Raw genomic sequence first — 16,779 nt, 5'->3', positions numbered from 1 at the left:
GCCGGTGACGGATATGGCGCAGGCGCCGTGGCCGGCCAGGGCGTCAGCTTTCTTCGACCCTTCGGTGATCCATAAAGGCACCTTCGGATTGCCGAGATCTTTCTGACATCGAGGCGGGCAGTCGAGGCGATTGGCCGATCCAGCCGGAAGCTCATACTTTACCGTCTTGCCCTGGTTGTTGGTGCGGGGGTTGTCGGACCGGAGTTGAATGCCCGCGGCTGTGCCGTCGACACCCCAGAGTGGAATGAGGAGGCCGGGCACTCGCTGTTGCGCCGGGACAAAGCCGAGCCTGGCAAGCTCGGTTTTGTCTTCGACGCTCCGGTATTTCCGCTCCCGGATTATTTCAAGACCAAGGCCGCTCTGCTCATGAAGATGTTTAAAATGACTCTCCAGAAGCTCGGGTACAGCCTTGGAAAAAACGTCTCCGACAGCGGCGGACTGGCCGCTTGAATCTTTTCTTACCATGATCATCTTAGTAAGCGACGTCGCGTTGTACTGCCTTCAGAAAACGCTTCAGCCCCTCGGCGGAAAATTTACTTGGCGGCAAAGGCGAGTTGAAGTCGTCTAGTTCCGCTTCAATATGGCAGTGTTTCTCGAACCACCGCCTGATCTGATGGTCGCGGATATCGAGATGCCAGACTTTGGTCTTGGCCCTGTCCCATAACTCAATGAGTTCATTTTCGGTGACACCGTCCTCCAGCCTGGTCTTATCTTTGCCGATCACTTCATCGGGGAAAAGGTCGTCCGGGGCTTCACTGTCCGGCGGCGGCAGTAACAAAGACTGGCTGGGCGCCATTCGGGCTAACTTCTGAGTTTCGGCCAGGGTATAGGCGGCACTCAGAAACAGAACCCGCACCATCTTTTTCCGGCCCTCCACCTCCACTTCCTTTTCCACAAGTTTGAGGGACAGCGGAATCATCGACAGTCTTCCGCAGACGCTTTGAATGAGTTCGAGCATGGAGTTCACGTTGACGATGGAGTGGTATGAGCTGGTGTCGAGTTGATAGACGCCAAAACCCGGGCACCTGGGAATCAAAAACTGCAAGTTCATCACTCTCTTACAACGGCCGGATTCGTAATAAGCGCACGTCTTGGGGTCGCAAGTGATCTCTCTAAGTTCGGTTTCCAGGTCCTTATGGGTGGCGATGCGGCCGGTCCGGATATCTACCCTGGCTACCGCCGTCTCGCCGTCACCGCGGCAAATGAGGCCCCGGTATGCCGAATAACACTTCAGGTATTGGCTGGCCCACTGGCGAGGTTCTTCGGTCGGCAGCATGATTTGAAGCTCGGTCGGTTTATCGCCGAAAACCCTCCTCACTTCATCCGGACAGACGAAATAGTCGGTGGGGACGGGATAGGTGAAGCCCTCGCTGGACTCTCTCTTAAGTCCCAGCCTGATCTTCCCCAGCCTCGGTAACCTGATGACTTCGGTGACTCCCTTGATCGGCATTTCTTTCTCCTTGATTTCGATTTCCTTGGACCTGGCCATATCTTTCAGATATACCTGGGCGATCATCCGGGCCAGTATCTTCAGCCCTTGATGCATTACCTGCCGCTCAGCTTCGGTCGACATCACCGTCCCTCCTGGATAGCGAATAAATTGTCATTCCCTGGCTGATCTTCCTCAGCTTCGGCAACCTGATGAGTTGGTTGACTCCCTTGGTCGGCATTTCTTTCCTCCTCTGTTTTGATTCTTCTCATCTGAGCCAGATCCCTTAGGTGAGCTCTTGCGATCATGCGGGCTAGTATGCGCAGCCCGTTCTCGTAATCCTCCATATCGGCTTCAATTGACATCACCGGCTCCATCTTCCTGGATAGTGAAAAAGTCATCGAACGAACAGCCTTTGAAATATTGGAGTAGAGCCTGGCGAACCGAAGCTGTCGGATTCTGTTTGCCGTTCAAGACGCGGGACAGGTAGCTTGCCGAAAGTCCGATCTCTCGGGCCAACAGTTTCCGTGACAAATTTTGGCGAAGCATTGCTCTTTCGAGGTTGTCCTTGTTCAAAATCACCTTGAACATGTGACACTCCTGGGGAATAAATAAGCACAATAGTAAAACATCACTCCCACTCCGGTCAAGGGCTATATGTCACTTCTATCGGAATAAACTTGCCAAATCCTTGCTTAAAAAGTGTTGCATTTATGACAGGTGTGTGCTATGATTGTGAACAAGGAGGGGCTATGCCAGATTTCGGCACTTATGTCAGACAGCTGCGAAAAAAACAAGGGTTGTCATTGAGGACCGTATCTCAGCAGACCGGCATCTCTTACTCTTATTTGTCCCAGATTGAGCAAGGCCGGAGAAACCCGCCCGGGCCAGATCTCATGAAACGTCTCGCGTCTGTCTATCAGGTGACGCAAAAAGACCTTCTGCGGGCGGCGGGTTATCTCGAGGAAAATAACGAACCGACTCTCAGTGACGAACAGGAAGTGGAGATGGCCTTCAATTACGTCATGAACGATCCTCGCTACAAATCAGGCACCCGGATGAACGGGAAGCTGACCCCGGAGGTGAAGCGTTTCGTGGTCGAGATGTACGAGAAGGCCACCGGGAAGAAGTTGCTGCCAGGATCAGGTGCGTGAAGACACTCAATGATCTGAGTGGTTTTTGTGATCACCTGGTCGGAAAATTTGGCAGTCCCGGCGATTGCACTGAGGATCAGAAAGCGGATGAGTTCAGACGGATCTATTTGAGAGATCTGCCCGTTAACCTCAGGTCGCTCAGGGCAATAGCTACGTGTTTAGGCATTCGGTTGAAGGGTCTGGAAACCATGCCACGAAATCTGAGGGGTTACCATGAAATATGCGACGACCGGAAATGTCTCTACTATCGTCATGACGACACGGCAAGCGGCATTCAGAATACCATCCTCCATGAGTTGAGGGAGATGATGGAAACCATGTTCGTCGAAGCGTATCCTACATATAAGCCGCTGAGGACAAGCGCCCGGCATATTGCCGCCAATCGATTTGCCTCCGCGGTACTGCTGCCGGAAGATGAATTCCGTGCCAATGTATTCAAAACCGGATTCGATGTTATCAGGCTCTCGCGAGGTTATTCCAAGAGCTGCTCCCAGGTGTTGCTTCGTATGGGTGAAGTGCTTCGCGGCAGACTGTTCTTCTATGGGTCTCTGTACGAACCGGACGATGCCGACGGGAATGACTGGGCGGTCACCTACTGGACCGGAAGCAATAACGATGACGCTGACTCGAATGTCTACGGCCTTGATGGGCTGTTCCCCAGGAGAGGAAGAAAGGCGTTGGCTGGTTCGCTGATTGGACTGACCGTAAAAACCGGACGTCCTCATCTGGTTGGGCGTATCACCCTGACGGACGAGAATGAATATTTTGATGGAGGGCTAACTGCTCTGGCTCAGCCGTTGACTGGTCGGAGTAGGCAGGTAGAGAAGGTAGCGATGGTGGCGCTGATGATTCAAGATAGCCACCTTTTCGATACTCAGATAGACAAAATTAATCCGGTTAAGCTGGAGCGTTTTCACCGGCATTTCTAAGGAGGGGAGATGGACAATCAATCAAGGACAGTCGCTTTGTACGCACGGGTCTCATCGGACAAACAGGATACAGATCTGTCGATTTCGGCGCAGCTCCGGTCGATAAGAGAGTACGCCACCAAGACCAACTATCGGATAGTTCGTGAGTTTATCGACGAAGCGGAAAGCGGGCGTACCGCCTTACGTCCGGCTTTCAAGGAAATGGTCGCTCTGGCACGCACTAAAACCCCACCATTTTCGGCTATCCTGGTCTGGAAGTTAAACCGCTTTGCCCGGAGCCGTGCCGACTCGATTACATACAAGACCCTGCTTCGTAATAAAGGCATTGATGTCATTTCGATTAATGAGCCGGTGGATGACAGCCCGACCGGTCGGCTTCTTGAAGGTGTCATTGAATCCATTGATGAATTCTACAGTGCCAACCTTGGCCAGGACATCCGGCGGGGTATGCGCGAAAACGCCTCCAGGGGCTTTTTCAATGGTAGCAAGCCTGCGTATGGGTTTCACGTTGTCCATGTCAAAGACGGTGACCGGATGAGAAACAAACTTGAGCCTGATTCTGAAGACTCTTGCGCTGTCCAGACGGTACGGCGAATATTCGATATGTCCTCGAAAGGCATGGGATGTAAAGAAATTGCAAAGACTCTCAATGGTGAAGGGTTGCGTACCGAACGCGGTCAGCGCTGGGGCAGGACCACCATCTATAAGATACTCTCCAACGAGGCTTATATTGGTACGCTGGTCTGGGGGGACCGACCCGGTTGCATGGTGCGTCGTTGCGGCGAGAAACCGGTAAGAGTGGAAAACGCGTGGCCGGGTTTGATCGAGCAGAAATTGTTTATATCGGTTCAACATAAAATGGCTCAAAATAAGCCGCAGATTACCCATCCCAGGACGGTTCCGAGTTTTTATCTATTGAGTGGTCTGTTTCATTGCCGGTGTGGCGCGGCGATGACCGGTCATAGCGCTAAATCAGGTCGACATTTTTACTACCTTTGCTCGAAAGGCGCCAAGCAGGGCAAAGACGCTTGTGATGTGCGGATGTTGCCCAAGGAAAAGCTGGAACGTCAAATCGTCCACGAACTGAGGACACGGGTGCTGACCGATGAAAATATGGAAAAAATGGCCATCCTCACCAACGAGGAGCTTCGTTCCACTTCAAGTGCTTTGAAGGAACAGCTTGACGTTATTGATGCCGAACTGGTCGATACCAGGGCTAGGCTGGCAAGGCTGTATGATGCCCTTGAGACAGGTAAAATCGGGGTCGATGACCTCGCGCCACGAATCGGCGAGTTGCGAGGTCGGGAAGCGGATCTAGAGAAAAGTCGTCTCAAGGCCGAGAAGGAAATCGACAAAGAGGGGGTAGAGTTGGTCAATGTTGACGCAGTTAAGAGGCGTGCCCGAGATCTGCGGCAACTTTTAGTCGATTCGAGCCTGACCGAAAGAAAGTCTTTCCTCAGGTCGTTTGTCCGCGAGATAAATACTGACGGACAATTTGTAAGGGTTAAATACAAACTCCCCATCGTGGTTGGACCGGATGGTGGAGGTTATGACGCGGTTCTACCTATTGATAATCTTGGTGGAGCCGGAGGGGATCGAACCCTCTACCTTTTGACTGCCAGTCAATCGTTCTCCCAAGTGAACTACGGCCCCACGAGAACAGATATGAAATATATCATATCTGTCCCGATTTCTGCAAACGGAAAATTACGTGTTATTCGATGACGACGCCGGTGCCGTAGGCGATGGTCTCCGCCGCGGACTGCATGACCATGGCGGTACCGAAAGACAGTGAAATGACGGCGTTGGCGCCTTGTTTCTCGGCGTCGGCGATCATGCGTTTCAGCGCCTCTTCCCTGGACTCTGCCATCATCTGGGTGTACTCATTGATCTCACCGCCGACCAGGCCGCGGAAACCGGCCATGATGTCCTTACCGATGTGCTTGGCCCGGATGGTCGAACCCCTGACCAGTCCGATGGTTTTGACGATGTTCTTGCCGGGGATGGTGGGTGATGTGACGATGATCAATTGTCTACCTCCTTAAAATCTTCCTGTTTTTTCTGTTTCTGCCTGTCGATAATAGCCTGAGCCAGTAGAAATACGGTGCCGAGTAAAAAGGCAGCGGTGATGAGGATGACTACCCAGGGGGTCTGGTCCGCCTCATCTATCATGACCCAAACCATGCTGCCTATCATGGCGATCACAGCCACCAGGAACAGGCCGAGCCCCAGTTTTTTCATAATGCCTCCCGTATACCGTTCATCAGGATTTCTTGAGACCGTTACCCCGTTCGGGGTCGGATTTCCAGACGATGTAAGAGTAGAACACTAGGAACATAATCGCGGCGAAGAACAACCCGAAGATCACATAGAAAAACCAGTCCTGGCCGATGATCCCGGCCAGCGCCATCAGTATACCGAACACCACGAAGATCTTGCCGCCGAGCTGGTGCGTCTTCTTCCAGGACAGGTCGCTGGTGAGCGTCCAGGGGGTGCGGATGCCGACGAACCAGGTGGGTTTCAGTTTGCCGAAATAGTTGCCCAGGACGGCGAGCATGATACCGGCCATAACCATGACAGCCGTGCCGACGTTGATATCGACACCATGGATCGAGGCGATGATGACGCCGTGCAGTGCGGCCATAAAAACAACCATGATGGTCCGGATGATCCGGTAAACACCGGCGAATTTATCGTAATTAGCTCGTTTCGGATCGATGCGGGGGATGAACAGCAACATCAGGTAGATACCAACCGTCATCAAGGGTGTCAATAATAACCCCTCGAATTTACCGCCGAAACCGTCGGCCTGGCCGGTGATATCCCAGTGTATCGGGATACTGTCCGGAGCTATGGGCCAGGTAATTGCCGACATGGCGAACATCGCCAGGATCAGGATCAGGCTCAGCGCCTCACTCCGCCAGGTGATCTTCATTACCCCTTCTCTTCTCCCTTCCCATTATTGACAGGTTTGCCGATTTGCAGCAGATCCATGAGCGCCACCAGAGTCTCCTCAACGACTGACAGGTTCAGGCTGTAAAGGATGACCGCGCCCTTCCGTTCTTCCTGGATCAGGTTAGCCGCCTTAAGTACGTTAAAATGCCCGGACAGGGTGGACTTGGCCAGGTGGAATTGGTCGGAGATTTCCCCGGCCGTCATGGGGCGTTCCCCCAGCAGCTTCAAAATGCGCCGCCGGGTGATATCGGCCAGGGCTTTATAGACACTTTCGCTCATATTCGGTAATTCGCCAACTACCGAAATGATACCCCTGCCGGCAATTTCTGTCAAGTTTAAGGGCGAATTATCGGGGTTTGTACTCCCAGGTGGTGCCAATAATGGCTCTTGTTTGATAATAATATGTTGTATTGGCAGCGAGGGGTGGATTGCTCCACTCATAAACCGGGACGGGAGTGGTAATGTGACCAACGATTGTTTCTAAGCTTGGAGACGTGGAAACCATGAGTTCATAACTCGTGGCGCCAGGGATGGCATCCCAACTGAATGAAGGTAGGCTAGGTTTATCGGAAAAGACCGGAGTGATGAATATACCAGAAACCCAAGCACTGGTACCACCGTCTTTAAGAGAAACACCGATCATCTCAAGTTTTTTACGTAATAGATCGGCGCTTATGAAGTCTTTATTTTTCCTTAATTCGGCGCGTAAGGCCAAGACGTCGGCCATCGCTCTTGTCGTATCACCCTCCCAATTTGGGGCTTTCCGGCCGAGTTCTCGATAGACCTCGGTAACCGTGGTTATGATAATGCCACCATCGTCGGCGGGTTTGGCGGCGGTCAGTTTCAAGCCTAGCACACTGGATAGGTCTCTAAGTAACGTCTTGGCCGCTGAGGCATCGCCCCCGTCTGCCTCGACGCGGTTGATTTCCCGCGCCAGATCGAACAGAGCCGCCAAGGCTCGTGGCGTGTTGAAATCATCGTCCATGGCCTCAACGAAGCGTTTGCGGTAGGCGGCGGCATCGAAATCGACCTTTTCACGGCCAGAAACACCGGCTTTTATCGCCTGAATCAGCCGCTGCGCCCCTTTCTCCGCCCCATCGATGACCTCTGTCGAAAAGGTCAGCGGGCTGCGGTAGTGCGAGCCCAAGACAAATATACGAAGCGCGTCGGCGGAATTCTTCGCCAGGAAATCCTTGATGGTGATCAGGTTCCCGACCGACTTGCTCATTTTTTCGCCGCCGAGCTGCAGCAGGCCGTTGTGCAGCCAGTAGCGGACAAAGGGCTTTTTGCCGGTGAAACTTTCCGACTGGGCGATCTCGTTCTCGTGATGAGGGAAGATGAGGTCGGCGCCGCCACCGTGGATGTCGATGGTCTCGCCGAGGTATTTACGGCTCATCGCCGAGCACTCGATGTGCCACCCGGGACGGCCCTTACCCCACGGCGAATCCCAGGAAGGCTCGCCGGGCTTGGTTGCCTTCCAGAGCACGAAGTCCATGGGGTCTTCCTTGTCCTCGCCGATCTCGATGCGCGCCCCCGCCCGCATCTGGTCCAGGGTGCGGTGGGACAGCTTGCCGTAGTCGTCGAGTTTTCTCACCCGGAAATAGACCGAGCCCTTGACCTCGTAGGCGAAACCCTTGTCGACGAGGCCTGTCACCAGTTCGATGATTGAGGGGATCTCACCGGTGACGCGGGGATAGGCGTCGGCGGGCATGATGTTGAGCGAGGCCATGTCTGCCTGAAATTCGGCGATGTTGCGGTCGGCCAGCGCCAGCGGTGTCAGTCCCAGCGGCACTGCCTTGGCGATGATCTTGTCATCCACGTCGGTGAAGTTCTGGACGTATTTGACCCCCCGACCGCTGTATATAAGGTAACGGCGGATGACGTCGAAGTTGATGTAGCTCATGGCGTGGCCGATATGGGCCGCCGATTGCGGCGTGATGCCGCAGACGTACATCTTGACCGGATCGCCTTCAGGCGTGAATTCTTCTTTGTGGCCGGAGAGGGTGTTGGATATTTTCATACGCGTCCCGAATCGCGAGTCACGAGTCGAGAGTTACGACCCGGCGCGAGAGTTTATTTTTCGATTAATGCCGTCGCCCAGGCGCACAGCCCTTCTTCACGGCCGACGAAGCCGAGTTCTTCAGAGGTGCTGGCCTTGACGTTGACCGAGCCGGCATCGATGCCCAGTGTTTTCGAGATGTTCCGGCACATGGCGTCGATGTGAGGGCGCAGTTTGGGCTGCTCGGCGGCGATGATGACATCGATATTGCCGACCTGCCAGCCGCGCTCTTTGAGCATACCGCCGACGCGTTCCAACAGTATCAGGCTGGAGATGCCTTTGTACTGTGGGTCGCCGGGCGGGAAGTGAGCGCCGATGTCTCCCAACCCCGCCGCGCCCAGCAGGGCGTCCATGACGGCGTGGGTCAGCACGTCGGCGTCGCTCCAGCCGATGAGTCCGTGGCTGAAGGGGATCTCCACGCCCCCTAGTACCAGCTTGTGGTCCGGGGCCAGGCGGTGGACGTCGTAACCGATGCCGATTCTGACGCTCATGTTACTCTCCGCTTCTCCGCCACAGCATCTCCGCGGCGGCTAAACTTTCCGGGGTGGTAATTTTAATATTGCCATAAGATCCCCGGTACAGCTTAACCGGCACACCCAGGCGTTCCACCAGAGAAGCGTCGTCGGTGGCGGTTTCGGTGGCGGTTTCGTAGGCGCGACGGATGAGGTCATAGCGGAAGATCTGGGGCGTTTGAGCGGCCCACAGGTATTCCCGGGACAGTGTCTCCCTGATCGAAAGATCTTCGCTAGCCAGTTTGATGGTGTCGGTCACCGGCACGGCGCAGACCGCGGCGCCGCTGGCTTGGGCGGCTTTGAGTCCCTCTTCTATCTGCTCCACGCGAAGCAGAGGCCGGGCGCCGTCGTGGATGATGACCCATTCGACATCGTTTTCCAGTTTTTTCAGGGCGTTCATCACCGAATCCTGGCGGCGGGCGCCGCCGGCCACGATATCGGTCACCTTGCGCCACTTCACGTTTTCGGCCAGTTTTTCCCCGGCGGCCAGATTGTTCTCGTTGAGGACGACCACTATGCGGTCGACGAGGGGTGTGCACTCGAAGGGATAGACCGTCCGCGCCAGCACCGGTCGATTACCAAGGTTGGTGAATATCTTGTCGATTCCCTCCATGCGCTCGCTGGAACCGGCGGCGGCGATGATTGCGGCTACTCTTTGATTATTAAACATGAACGTATTATAAGGCATGGGGGGATGAGCGCGCTACGTACCAAAGTATTAGTCCGGAGGGGATGGGGTTAAAGGGCTTAAGAAAAACGATTAAATGAAGTTGACGTCCGCGGTGCCGGGATGCAGTGACAGGTATAGTTTGCCGACCGCGGATTTCAATTCATCCGGGGAGAAGGGTTTGGGCAGGAACGGCCGGCCGGAGGACCGGACGAATGCCTCTGTGTCGTCATTCATCAGGTCGCCGCTGGTCAGCAGCACACAGTCGATCAGTTCCTGACGCTCCGTCTTGAGGTAGCGGAAGAAGTCCTTTCCGGAACTGACGGGCATCCGGATATCGAGAATGATGAGGTAGTACGCATTTATTTCAATCAGTTGGCGTCCGTCCCGGCCGTCGCAGGCGCAATCCACCGACAGGCCGCACCCGGCGAGCACCCGTTTGCATATCTCGCAGATAGAAGGTTCATCGTCGATGATTAATATGCGGCGTTTAGGTAAAACGAGTTAAAGCTCTCCTATTGAGTGAATGGTCATTCTATATTTTAACTCGAAGTTGACAAATGTCAATAGGGGATTAATAAAAATCATGATTTTGATTTGAAATAAAATAAGGAATAGAAGACTAAAGTCCAAATAACGGTGTGATAATATAATAAAAAGGTAATAAGGGTAAATAAAATTGTTCAGTCAGAGAAACGGTTAGAAGCGCAGCTTGCCGCGGGTGATAATCAGCGCAGCGCCGATGCCGGTCAACAGGCCGCCCAGGTGAGCCTCCCAGGCCACACCCGGCACCAGTGATATCAGGGCACCACCGCCGATGATAGCGATCCACAGCGGCATGGGGATGGGGATGGGGAAAACTATGACCCGGGTCATAGGCCGCAGCACCGCGAGCGTGCCGCCCAGGGCGAAGATGGCGCCGGAAGCACCAACGGCGACGGCGTTGGCCGGACCCAGCAGCCAGAAGAACAGGCTGCCGACGACGCCGCCGATGAAGTAGATGGCCAGCATCGTCCGCTCGCCGACCAATTGGATGGTGAAGCTGCCCAGGAAGTAAAGCGCCAGCATGTTGAAAATCACGTGGGATGGGCTGCCGTGAACGAACATGCTGGTGACCGCCGTCCAGGGCTCACTCAGGAAAACCGCCGGCATGATGCCCAGTTGGACCACCAGTGAGGGCACCCCGATCGTCAGGATATAGACGAGGATGTTGACTCCGATGAGGACAAATAGCGGTTGCTGCCACACCGGCTGACCGTAGCGTTGATACATAACCTTCACATGATACGGGGTTTGGGGGTTGATAGGCAAATCGGATACGGGATGAGTTGCCGCCAGCCGCGTTCAAGCTCTATACTGGGGCATATGGCCAAGATAGTCGTCGTTGAAGACGACAGCACTCTTTCTGAATTGCTGAAGTACAACCTCGGCAAGGAAGGTTTCGTGGTGTTCACCGCCGCCGACGGCAACCGGGGGCTGGAGATCATCCGGCGGGAAAAGCCCGATGTGGTTATTACGGATGTCATGATGCCGGGCATGGACGGGTTCGAACTAACCCGCCTTCTCAGACGCGAGAGCACGGCGCCCATACTGCTGCTGACCGCCCGTTCCGAGGAGATAGACCGGGTGCTGGGGCTGGAGCTGGGGGCGGATGATTACCTTACCAAACCCTTTTCCATGAGGGAGCTGTTGGCGCGGGTCAAGGGGATGCTACGCCGGGGGGAACTGGCGCGCAATCAACCATTGGGCGGGGCCGGTGCGGGGGTGCTCACGTCCGGTAATATCACGCTCGATCCGGTCCGTCATGTATTGACCGTCGGGGAAAAAATTGTCGACCTTACGCCCAGGGAGTTCGACCTTTTGTTTTTTTTAATGACCAACCGTGGCCAGGTGTTCAGCCGGGATAGCCTGCTGGACCGGGTCTGGGGTTATGATTATCCGGGAGAAACCCGAACGGTGGACGTCCATATCCGCTGGCTGCGGCAAAAAGTGGAAGCCGATCCGTCCAATCCGGCGCATCTGGTAACGGTGCGCGGCGTCGGCTATAAATTCGAGGAGTGAAATGACCGTACAGTTATTACGCCGCCTGATCGTCATCGCCGTCATCACTATCGCCGTTGCCCTCACGGTGGTGGGTATGGTACGAGGTTTTTCAACAACGCTGCTGGTGGCTGGTATCGCCGCCAGTGTGGCGGTCGCCGTCACCATTTACCTGTTGGTGCCTTCGACCACCGATGACGAGGTGGAGATAGAACTGGCGATGAAACGCCTGGGCGGCGGCGAATCGGCGGACAAGGTGCGCCTGGTGGCTATCGGCGAACTGGCCGACCTGAAACATGCTTTCAACGAAATGTCCAAGAGCGTCGGCGACCGGTTGAAAGCCATTACCGCCGAGCGCAACCGCATGGATCTGGTGCTAGCTCATGTAGCCGACGCCATCTTTATGATCAACAAACACGGTGAGATCACCCATCACAACGAAGCCGCGGTGAAGATGTTCAACCTGGGACCCAAGCCGAACGGGCGCAGTTTCATGGAAGCGGTGCGCAACCATGAACTCGACGATCTGTTGAAGAAATGCCTGGCCGACGGGAAAAGGCAGGACGGTACGGTGGATATACGTGCCAGCCGCCGTCATTTCGGGGTAACGGTAACTCCCCTCAAGAATGAACCCGGGGCGGTGATGGTGGTCAGGGATCTGACCGAGCTCAAACGATTGGAAAAAGTACGGCGCGATTTTGTGGCTAATATCTCCCACGAACTGCGCACCCCGGTAGCCTCTTTGAAGCTGCTGGCCGAGACGCTCAAGGATGGGGCCTTGGCCGATCCGGCGGTGTCCGCCGATTTCCTGAACCGCATCGCTATCGAAGCCGACAAGATGGGGCAACTGGTCGAGGAATTGGGGGAACTATCCCGCATCGAGAGCGGCGAAGCGCCGCTGGATAAAGGGCCGCTGGATATCGGCGGCGTCATGCACAGCGTTGTCGAGCGGTTGCGGCCCCAGGCCGAACGGGCGGAACTGACCATATCGGTCGAGCCCGCCCTCAATCTGCCGCTCATCAAGGCCGATGCCGGCCGCATCGAACAGGTGTTGATGAACCTGGTTCACAACTCCATCAAGTTCACCCCGCCCGGCGGTCAGGTCACCCTGGCCGCCGCCGCCAGGGATAAAGGGATCGAGGTCACCATCCGCGACACCGGTGTCGGCATAGCTTATGACGATCTGCCGCGTATCTTCGAACGTTTTTACAAGGCGGATAAGGCCCGGAGCGCCGGGGGCACCGGCCTGGGGCTGGCCATCGCCAAGCATATCGTCCAGGCTCACGGCGGCCAGATCCGGGCGGAAAGCGAGCCGGGGCAGGGGACTGCCTTTCATTTCACCCTGCCGGGCTGACCGGCTGCGTAAGAAGCGTATAATCAACATCGATATCGATTCTGGAGCCTGAATGAAAACCATCGACCTGAGAAGCGACACGATCACCCACCCCACCCGGGAGATGCGGGAAGCCATGTTCCGCGCCGAAGTGGGGGATGACGTTTTCAGCGAAGATCCCACCGTCAACCGGCTGGAAGAGATATCCGCCGAGCTCACCGGTAAGGAGGCCGCGGTATTTACTCCCAGCGGCACCATGAGCAATCTCATTGCCGTGATGAGTCATACCCGCCATGGCGACGAGATCATCCTGGGTGACCGCAGCCATATCTTCCTGAACGAGGCCGGGGGCGCCGCGGCGCTGGGCGGGGTGTCGTTACGCACCGTACCTAACAATCCCGACGGCACCATCGACATCGATATCATAGAAGGCGCGGTGCGCGGCAGGAACCTCCACTGGCCGCCTTCCAAGCTTCTTTGTATCGAAAACAGCCACAATTTCTGCGGCGGCGCGGTGCTCGACGTGGAATATACCACCGAAGCCGCCTCGGCGGCCCGGAGGCACGGCCTGTCCGTGCATCTCGACGGCGCCAGGATATTCAACGCCGCCGTCAGCCTGGGCGTGCCGGTTATCGAACTGTGCGAACCGGTGGATTCGGTCTGTTTCTGCCTGTCGAAAGGGCTTTCGGCGCCGGTCGGCTCGGTACTGTGCGGCAGCACCGAATTCATCAACCGGGCGCGGAAATTACGCAAGATGGTCGGCGGCGGCATGCGCCAGGCCGGTGTCATCGCAGCTGCGGGCATCGTGTGTCTGGAGACGTGCGTGGAACGCCTGGCCGAGGACCATCGGAACGCTAAATCTCTAGCTGAGGGCCTGTCGCAAATTCACGGCCTCGACGTAGAGCGTCCGGAAACCAACATCGTCATGTTTGGCATGCCGAATAGCCTGCCCGCCGCCGAGTTCGTCAAGGAGGCTGCGGCGGTGGGGGTGAAGCTCATAGCTGTGGGGCCGCGCCGGGTGCGGGCAGTGACTCACCGGATGGTGACGGCGGAAGAGATCGGGGAGGCGGTGAAACTAATAAGCGGGATCGTGGGAGTCAATAGATGAAACCCTCTGAAACAGAGATAATCGCCCTGGCGCGGGAAGCGCTGACCAGCGATGCCAGGCTGGAGGAATTATGGACCGGCCTGTCAGTCAAGGACCTTGACACCCGGCAGCGGAGCTTCCTGTCTCTACATATGTTGACCGAGGTGTATCCCGAGCGCATGTACGTGCGGTACTGGGACAAGGTCGCGGCCATGCTGGACGGTAAGGGCGTCGATGCCAAGTACATCGCCATCTACCTCCTGGCGGGCATGGCGGCGGCCAAGGGAGATACCAAATTCGAAGCGATTTGCGAGAAGTATTTTTCGCTTCTCGATGACAACAGCCTGATCATTCCGTTGCATGTGGCGCTGAACGCCGCCCGGATATTCAAAGCCAAGCCATCGCTCAGGAGTTGCATCACCGGCTACCTGTTGAAGGTCGGCCAGACGCACCATACGCCGGGCCGGAGGGCGCTCATCGCCGCCAATGCCATGGAGACATTGGATAAATGCTTCGACGACATCGAAGATAAGGCGGCGGTAATCGACTTTGTGCAGAGTTATCTTGACGCGCCGAGCCCCAAGGCAAGGAAGACGGCTAAGGAGTTTTTAAAGAGGCGGGGAGCGGCCGGTTAATGGCTGTGACAACCACCGCCGCCGCTGTGGCAGGGTGATGTCTCACAACGCTGCTCACTGCCGCAGCAGGTCAGGCCGCCGGGGTTGCAACGCTTGAGCACCACCGGGATGGACTGCTGCCTTTCCAGATCGGCGCCGCCGCAGGCGGAACAGGTGAAATCCCCGCATTTTCCGGTGTAGGATACCAGTAGTTCGAACACCTCGCCGCATGTGCGGCATTTATAATCGTAAATCGGCATGTTATCTCCTTAGATTTCGCCAGCTGTTTTCCCCTGTTCCCACGTGTTGAAATCAAATCGGTTGTAGAAGTTAACCAAGCATAACACCTGATACCATGCCCGTCAACTAGTTGTTTCTGGGTAACTGGCGGATCGCACCTGCCGGAAAACTTTAACAAAACTTTAACATTCCCTTAAAACCACCTTAAACTTGGGGCTTTATACTTGGGGTTGTAAGATGAAAAGAAGTATAGAGTCTCAAGGAGAAAAGGTGAACAACATCACCCTGGCGCTTATAGCGCATGACAACAAGAAAGAGGAGATGCTCTCTCTGGTGAAGAGTCACCGCGAAGAGCTTTCCAAACTGTCCCTCGTAGCCACCCGCGCCACCGGCCTGCTTGTGCAGGCTCGCACCAACCTGCCGGTTACCCTGATGCAAAGCGGCCCCATGGGCGGGGACCAGCAGATCGGCTCTCTGGTAGCTTCCGGCGTAGTCAAGGCCATCATCTTCCTGCGGGACCCGCTGACCGTCCAGCCGCATGAACCGGACGTAACTGCCCTTTTAAGAGTCTGCGACGTCCACAACGTGCCGCTGGCCACCAACGTGGCTACGGCGGAAGCGGTGCTGCACCTCATCTTCGAGCACCCTGAGGTCATCAACGAAGTCTCAGTAAGGTCCCGCTTTTTAACCGGGGTCATCTCGGCCCTGTAGCCATAAAATAAATCCGAAACCCGAATATCGAAATCCGAAAAAAGAGGAGAAATCAACTTGAAATCACAGCGTTTCCTGAAATGGTTAGCCCTGCCCCTGGTCCTGGCCCTTACCCTAACCGCAAGCCTGACTAGCTGCAATGACGACACCCCCCCCGCCACCACCAACCCAACCGGCACCGTCGATACCCTGTCCGGTAATCTCGACATCATCGGTTCCAACACCGTCACCCCAGTCAGCACCCGCTGGGCGGAAGAATTCATGAAAGCGCACCAGAACGTTAACATCACCGTGGCCGGTCCCGGCTCAAGTGCCGGTATCGCCGCTCTGATCAACAAGACCACCACCTTCGCTCAATCGTCTCGCCCCATCAAGCAGTCTGAGATCGACCAGGCTAAAGCCGTTGGCGTGACCGTAGTGGAGACAAAGGTCGCCCTGGATGCGCTGTCGGTGGTCGTTCATCCCAGCAACCCGGTAAACACCTTATCCATCGAGCAACTCTCCGATATCTACTCCGGCAAGGTTACCAACTGGAGTCAGGTCGGCGGCAACAACGCTTCCATCGTCGTCCTATCCCGAGACACCAACTCCGGCACCTACGCTTACTTCCTGGAAGAGGTTGTCCAGAAACTGATCGCCGGCAAACAGGATAAGACCATTCAGTACTCCACGTCGGCTCAACTCCTGCCCTCGACCGAGGTCGGCATCACCCAGGTAGCCCAGAATCCTAACGCCATCTTCTACTCCGGCCTGGGCTATGTAAACAACACCGTTAAGACGCTGACCATCAAGAAGACCGCCGAATCCGCCGCCGTGGCCCCGACTCTGGCCACCGCCAAGGATGGCAGCTACCCCATCTCCCGGTTCCTCTACTACTACACCGCCGGCGAACCCACCGGTTTGACCAAAGCCTTCATCGACTATGGCCTGTCTGCTGCCGGCCAGAAGATCGTTGAAGAAGAGGGCTTCGTCGCCCTGAAGTAGAATATCACTGCCACGGATTGCTGCCGCCTCTCGTTGGCGGCAGCAATCCGTGTTTACCCCTTTCA

Annotated in this window: 23 protein-coding genes, 1 tRNA gene and 1 pseudogene; 9 read left to right on the top strand and 16 right to left on the bottom strand. The window is 55.8% G+C overall.

Annotation, left to right across the window (positions count from 1 at the left end; translation table 11 throughout):
* From ABFB09_RS08550 to ABFB09_RS08535, 4 genes are all read right to left on the bottom strand, one after another.
* The coding region (locus ABFB09_RS08550) for a DUF3854 domain-containing protein (RefSeq protein ID WP_347001080.1) at positions 1–465 on the bottom strand (465 nt) is incomplete at its 3' end.
* A 7-nt stretch (positions 466–472) separates the two neighbouring features.
* On the bottom strand, positions 473–1,573 hold the full coding sequence (locus ABFB09_RS08545) for a hypothetical protein (protein ID WP_347001079.1): 1,101 nt from the start codon (positions 1,571–1,573) through the stop codon (positions 473–475).
* Positions 1,573–1,794, bottom strand: a complete 222-nt coding sequence (locus ABFB09_RS08540) for a hypothetical protein (protein WP_338739178.1) — start codon at positions 1,792–1,794, stop codon at positions 1,573–1,575. Before ABFB09_RS08540 ends, ABFB09_RS08545 begins: the two co-directional genes overlap by 1 nt.
* Entirely contained in the window at positions 1,784–2,020 is a 237-nt protein-coding gene (locus ABFB09_RS08535; RefSeq protein ID WP_338739180.1) for a helix-turn-helix transcriptional regulator, read from the bottom strand. Before ABFB09_RS08535 ends, ABFB09_RS08540 begins: the two co-directional genes overlap by 11 nt.
* A gap of 161 nt (positions 2,021–2,181) precedes the next feature.
* Between ABFB09_RS08535 and ABFB09_RS08530 the strand changes: the two genes are divergently transcribed.
* Both ABFB09_RS08530 and ABFB09_RS08525 read left to right on the top strand, forming a co-directional pair.
* The gene (locus tag ABFB09_RS08530; protein ID WP_338739182.1) at positions 2,182–2,583 is read left to right on the top strand and encodes a helix-turn-helix transcriptional regulator; all 402 of its coding nucleotides are present in this window, start codon (positions 2,182–2,184) and stop codon (positions 2,581–2,583) included.
* Positions 2,580–3,512 (top strand): ImmA/IrrE family metallo-endopeptidase, encoded by a 933-nt coding sequence (locus ABFB09_RS08525; RefSeq protein ID WP_347001078.1) that lies wholly within the window; start codon positions 2,580–2,582, stop codon positions 3,510–3,512. The genes ABFB09_RS08530 and ABFB09_RS08525 overlap by 4 nt, the downstream gene beginning before the upstream one ends.
* A gap of 258 nt (positions 3,513–3,770) precedes the next feature.
* Here ABFB09_RS08525 and ABFB09_RS08520 read toward each other — a convergent pair whose 3' ends face one another.
* Positions 3,771–4,400, bottom strand: coding sequence for a hypothetical protein (locus tag ABFB09_RS08520; RefSeq protein WP_347001077.1), 630 nt, complete (start codon positions 4,398–4,400; stop codon positions 3,771–3,773).
* Between ABFB09_RS08520 and ABFB09_RS08515 the strand changes: the two are divergent.
* Positions 4,371–4,589, top strand: a pseudogene (locus tag ABFB09_RS08515) (zinc ribbon domain-containing protein); the annotation flags it as partial. The gene ABFB09_RS08520 and the pseudogene ABFB09_RS08515 sit on opposite strands and share 30 nt — an antisense overlap.
* 500 nt (positions 4,590–5,089) lie before the next feature.
* On the opposite strand, the gene ABFB09_RS08510 reads toward ABFB09_RS08515, so the two are convergent.
* From ABFB09_RS08510 to ABFB09_RS08465, 10 genes are all read right to left on the bottom strand, one after another.
* Positions 5,090–5,165: transfer RNA gene (locus ABFB09_RS08510), tRNA-Ala, on the bottom strand.
* 61 nt (positions 5,166–5,226) lie between these two features.
* Positions 5,227–5,541 carry a YbjQ family protein gene (locus ABFB09_RS08505; RefSeq protein WP_347001076.1) on the bottom strand — a complete coding sequence of 105 codons (315 nt, stop codon included), beginning with the start codon at positions 5,539–5,541 and terminating at the stop codon, positions 5,227–5,229.
* The gene (locus ABFB09_RS08500) at positions 5,538–5,753 is read right to left on the bottom strand and encodes a hypothetical protein (protein WP_347001075.1); all 216 of its coding nucleotides are present in this window, start codon (positions 5,751–5,753) and stop codon (positions 5,538–5,540) included. Before ABFB09_RS08500 ends, ABFB09_RS08505 begins: the two co-directional genes overlap by 4 nt.
* A gap of 22 nt (positions 5,754–5,775) precedes the next feature.
* Entirely contained in the window at positions 5,776–6,447 is a 672-nt protein-coding gene (locus tag ABFB09_RS08495) for an SdpI family protein (protein WP_347001074.1), read from the bottom strand.
* Positions 6,447–6,746 (bottom strand): autorepressor SdpR family transcription factor, encoded by a 300-nt coding sequence (locus tag ABFB09_RS08490; RefSeq protein WP_347001083.1) that lies wholly within the window; start codon positions 6,744–6,746, stop codon positions 6,447–6,449. The genes ABFB09_RS08495 and ABFB09_RS08490 overlap by 1 nt, the downstream gene beginning before the upstream one ends.
* Before the next feature lie 67 nt (positions 6,747–6,813).
* Entirely contained in the window at positions 6,814–8,487 is a 1,674-nt protein-coding gene (gene cysS / locus ABFB09_RS08485) for a cysteine--tRNA ligase (protein WP_347001073.1), read from the bottom strand.
* Positions 8,488–8,540: 53 nt separating this feature from the next.
* On the bottom strand, positions 8,541–9,017 hold the full coding sequence (gene ispF, locus ABFB09_RS08480) for a 2-C-methyl-D-erythritol 2,4-cyclodiphosphate synthase (RefSeq protein ID WP_347001072.1): 477 nt from the start codon (positions 9,015–9,017) through the stop codon (positions 8,541–8,543).
* 1 nt (position 9,018) lies between these two features.
* On the bottom strand, positions 9,019–9,708 hold the full coding sequence (gene ispD / locus ABFB09_RS08475; protein ID WP_347001071.1) for a 2-C-methyl-D-erythritol 4-phosphate cytidylyltransferase: 690 nt from the start codon (positions 9,706–9,708) through the stop codon (positions 9,019–9,021).
* Between the two features lie 90 nt (positions 9,709–9,798).
* Positions 9,799–10,179, bottom strand: a complete 381-nt coding sequence (locus tag ABFB09_RS08470) for a response regulator (RefSeq protein ID WP_347001082.1) — start codon at positions 10,177–10,179, stop codon at positions 9,799–9,801.
* Between the two features lie 225 nt (positions 10,180–10,404).
* Positions 10,405–10,977, bottom strand: a complete 573-nt coding sequence (locus ABFB09_RS08465) for a rhomboid family intramembrane serine protease (protein WP_347001070.1) — start codon at positions 10,975–10,977, stop codon at positions 10,405–10,407.
* A gap of 93 nt (positions 10,978–11,070) precedes the next feature.
* Between ABFB09_RS08465 and ABFB09_RS08460 the strand changes: the two genes are divergently transcribed.
* From ABFB09_RS08460 to ABFB09_RS08445, 4 genes are read left to right on the top strand one after another with little or no spacing between them, the layout of a single operon-like run.
* Positions 11,071–11,766 (top strand): response regulator transcription factor, encoded by a 696-nt coding sequence (locus ABFB09_RS08460; RefSeq protein ID WP_347001081.1) that lies wholly within the window; start codon positions 11,071–11,073, stop codon positions 11,764–11,766.
* Position 11,767: 1 nt separating this feature from the next.
* A complete protein-coding gene (locus ABFB09_RS08455; protein WP_347001069.1) occupies positions 11,768–13,099 on the top strand; it encodes an ATP-binding protein in 1,332 nt (443 codons plus the stop codon).
* A 52-nt stretch (positions 13,100–13,151) separates the two neighbouring features.
* The gene (gene ltaE / locus ABFB09_RS08450) at positions 13,152–14,186 is read left to right on the top strand and encodes a low-specificity L-threonine aldolase (RefSeq protein WP_347001068.1); all 1,035 of its coding nucleotides are present in this window, start codon (positions 13,152–13,154) and stop codon (positions 14,184–14,186) included.
* Complete coding sequence (locus ABFB09_RS08445) at positions 14,183–14,800, top strand: hypothetical protein (RefSeq protein ID WP_347001067.1); 618 nt, start codon at positions 14,183–14,185, stop codon at positions 14,798–14,800. The genes ltaE and ABFB09_RS08445 overlap by 4 nt, the downstream gene beginning before the upstream one ends.
* Here ABFB09_RS08445 and ABFB09_RS08440 read toward each other — a convergent pair.
* The gene (locus tag ABFB09_RS08440) at positions 14,797–15,039 is read right to left on the bottom strand and encodes a zinc ribbon domain-containing protein (RefSeq protein ID WP_347001066.1); all 243 of its coding nucleotides are present in this window, start codon (positions 15,037–15,039) and stop codon (positions 14,797–14,799) included. The genes ABFB09_RS08445 and ABFB09_RS08440 overlap by 4 nt on opposite strands.
* A 250-nt stretch (positions 15,040–15,289) precedes the next feature.
* On the opposite strand from ABFB09_RS08440, the gene ABFB09_RS08435 reads away from it, so the two are divergent.
* Both ABFB09_RS08435 and ABFB09_RS08430 read left to right on the top strand, forming a co-directional pair.
* The gene (locus ABFB09_RS08435) at positions 15,290–15,730 is read left to right on the top strand and encodes a methylglyoxal synthase (RefSeq protein WP_347001065.1); all 441 of its coding nucleotides are present in this window, start codon (positions 15,290–15,292) and stop codon (positions 15,728–15,730) included.
* Between the two features lie 57 nt (positions 15,731–15,787).
* Complete coding sequence (locus tag ABFB09_RS08430) at positions 15,788–16,714, top strand: PstS family phosphate ABC transporter substrate-binding protein (RefSeq protein ID WP_347001064.1); 927 nt, start codon at positions 15,788–15,790, stop codon at positions 16,712–16,714.
* Positions 16,715–16,779 lie beyond the last annotated feature (65 nt).

This window comes from Dehalogenimonas sp. THU2, assembly GCF_039749495.1.
Classification (GTDB): Bacteria; Chloroflexota; Dehalococcoidia; order Dehalococcoidales; family Dehalococcoidaceae; genus Dehalogenimonas.
Note: the sequence above shows the minus strand (reverse complement) of the source record. Positions and strands in the feature narration are given on the sequence as shown.

Coding starts and splice junctions, on each gene's coding strand:
- ABFB09_RS08545 (WP_347001079.1), bottom strand. CDS start 1,573: ATGTCGACCGAAGCTGAGCGGCAGGTAATGCATCAAGGGCTGAAGATA.
- ABFB09_RS08540 (WP_338739178.1), bottom strand. CDS start 1,794: ATGTCAATTGAAGCCGATATGGAGGATTACGAGAACGGGCTGCGCATA.
- ABFB09_RS08535 (WP_338739180.1), bottom strand. CDS start 2,020: ATGTTCAAGGTGATTTTGAACAAGGACAACCTCGAAAGAGCAATGCTT.
- ABFB09_RS08530 (WP_338739182.1), top strand. CDS start 2,182: ATGCCAGATTTCGGCACTTATGTCAGACAGCTGCGAAAAAAACAAGGG.
- ABFB09_RS08520 (WP_347001077.1), bottom strand. CDS start 4,400: ATGGGTAATCTGCGGCTTATTTTGAGCCATTTTATGTTGAACCGATAT.
- ABFB09_RS08500 (WP_347001075.1), bottom strand. CDS start 5,753: ATGAAAAAACTGGGGCTCGGCCTGTTCCTGGTGGCTGTGATCGCCATG.
- ABFB09_RS08495 (WP_347001074.1), bottom strand. CDS start 6,447: ATGAAGATCACCTGGCGGAGTGAGGCGCTGAGCCTGATCCTGATCCTG.
- ABFB09_RS08490 (WP_347001083.1), bottom strand. CDS start 6,746: ATGAGCGAAAGTGTCTATAAAGCCCTGGCCGATATCACCCGGCGGCGC.
- cysS (WP_347001073.1), bottom strand. CDS start 8,487: ATGAAAATATCCAACACCCTCTCCGGCCACAAAGAAGAATTCACGCCT.
- ispF (WP_347001072.1), bottom strand. CDS start 9,017: ATGAGCGTCAGAATCGGCATCGGTTACGACGTCCACCGCCTGGCCCCG.
- ispD (WP_347001071.1), bottom strand. CDS start 9,708: ATGTTTAATAATCAAAGAGTAGCCGCAATCATCGCCGCCGCCGGTTCC.
- ABFB09_RS08465 (WP_347001070.1), bottom strand. CDS start 10,977: ATGTATCAACGCTACGGTCAGCCGGTGTGGCAGCAACCGCTATTTGTC.
- ABFB09_RS08460 (WP_347001081.1), top strand. CDS start 11,071: ATGGCCAAGATAGTCGTCGTTGAAGACGACAGCACTCTTTCTGAATTG.
- ABFB09_RS08455 (WP_347001069.1), top strand. CDS start 11,768: ATGACCGTACAGTTATTACGCCGCCTGATCGTCATCGCCGTCATCACT.
- ltaE (WP_347001068.1), top strand. CDS start 13,152: ATGAAAACCATCGACCTGAGAAGCGACACGATCACCCACCCCACCCGG.
- ABFB09_RS08445 (WP_347001067.1), top strand. CDS start 14,183: ATGAAACCCTCTGAAACAGAGATAATCGCCCTGGCGCGGGAAGCGCTG.
- ABFB09_RS08440 (WP_347001066.1), bottom strand. CDS start 15,039: ATGCCGATTTACGATTATAAATGCCGCACATGCGGCGAGGTGTTCGAA.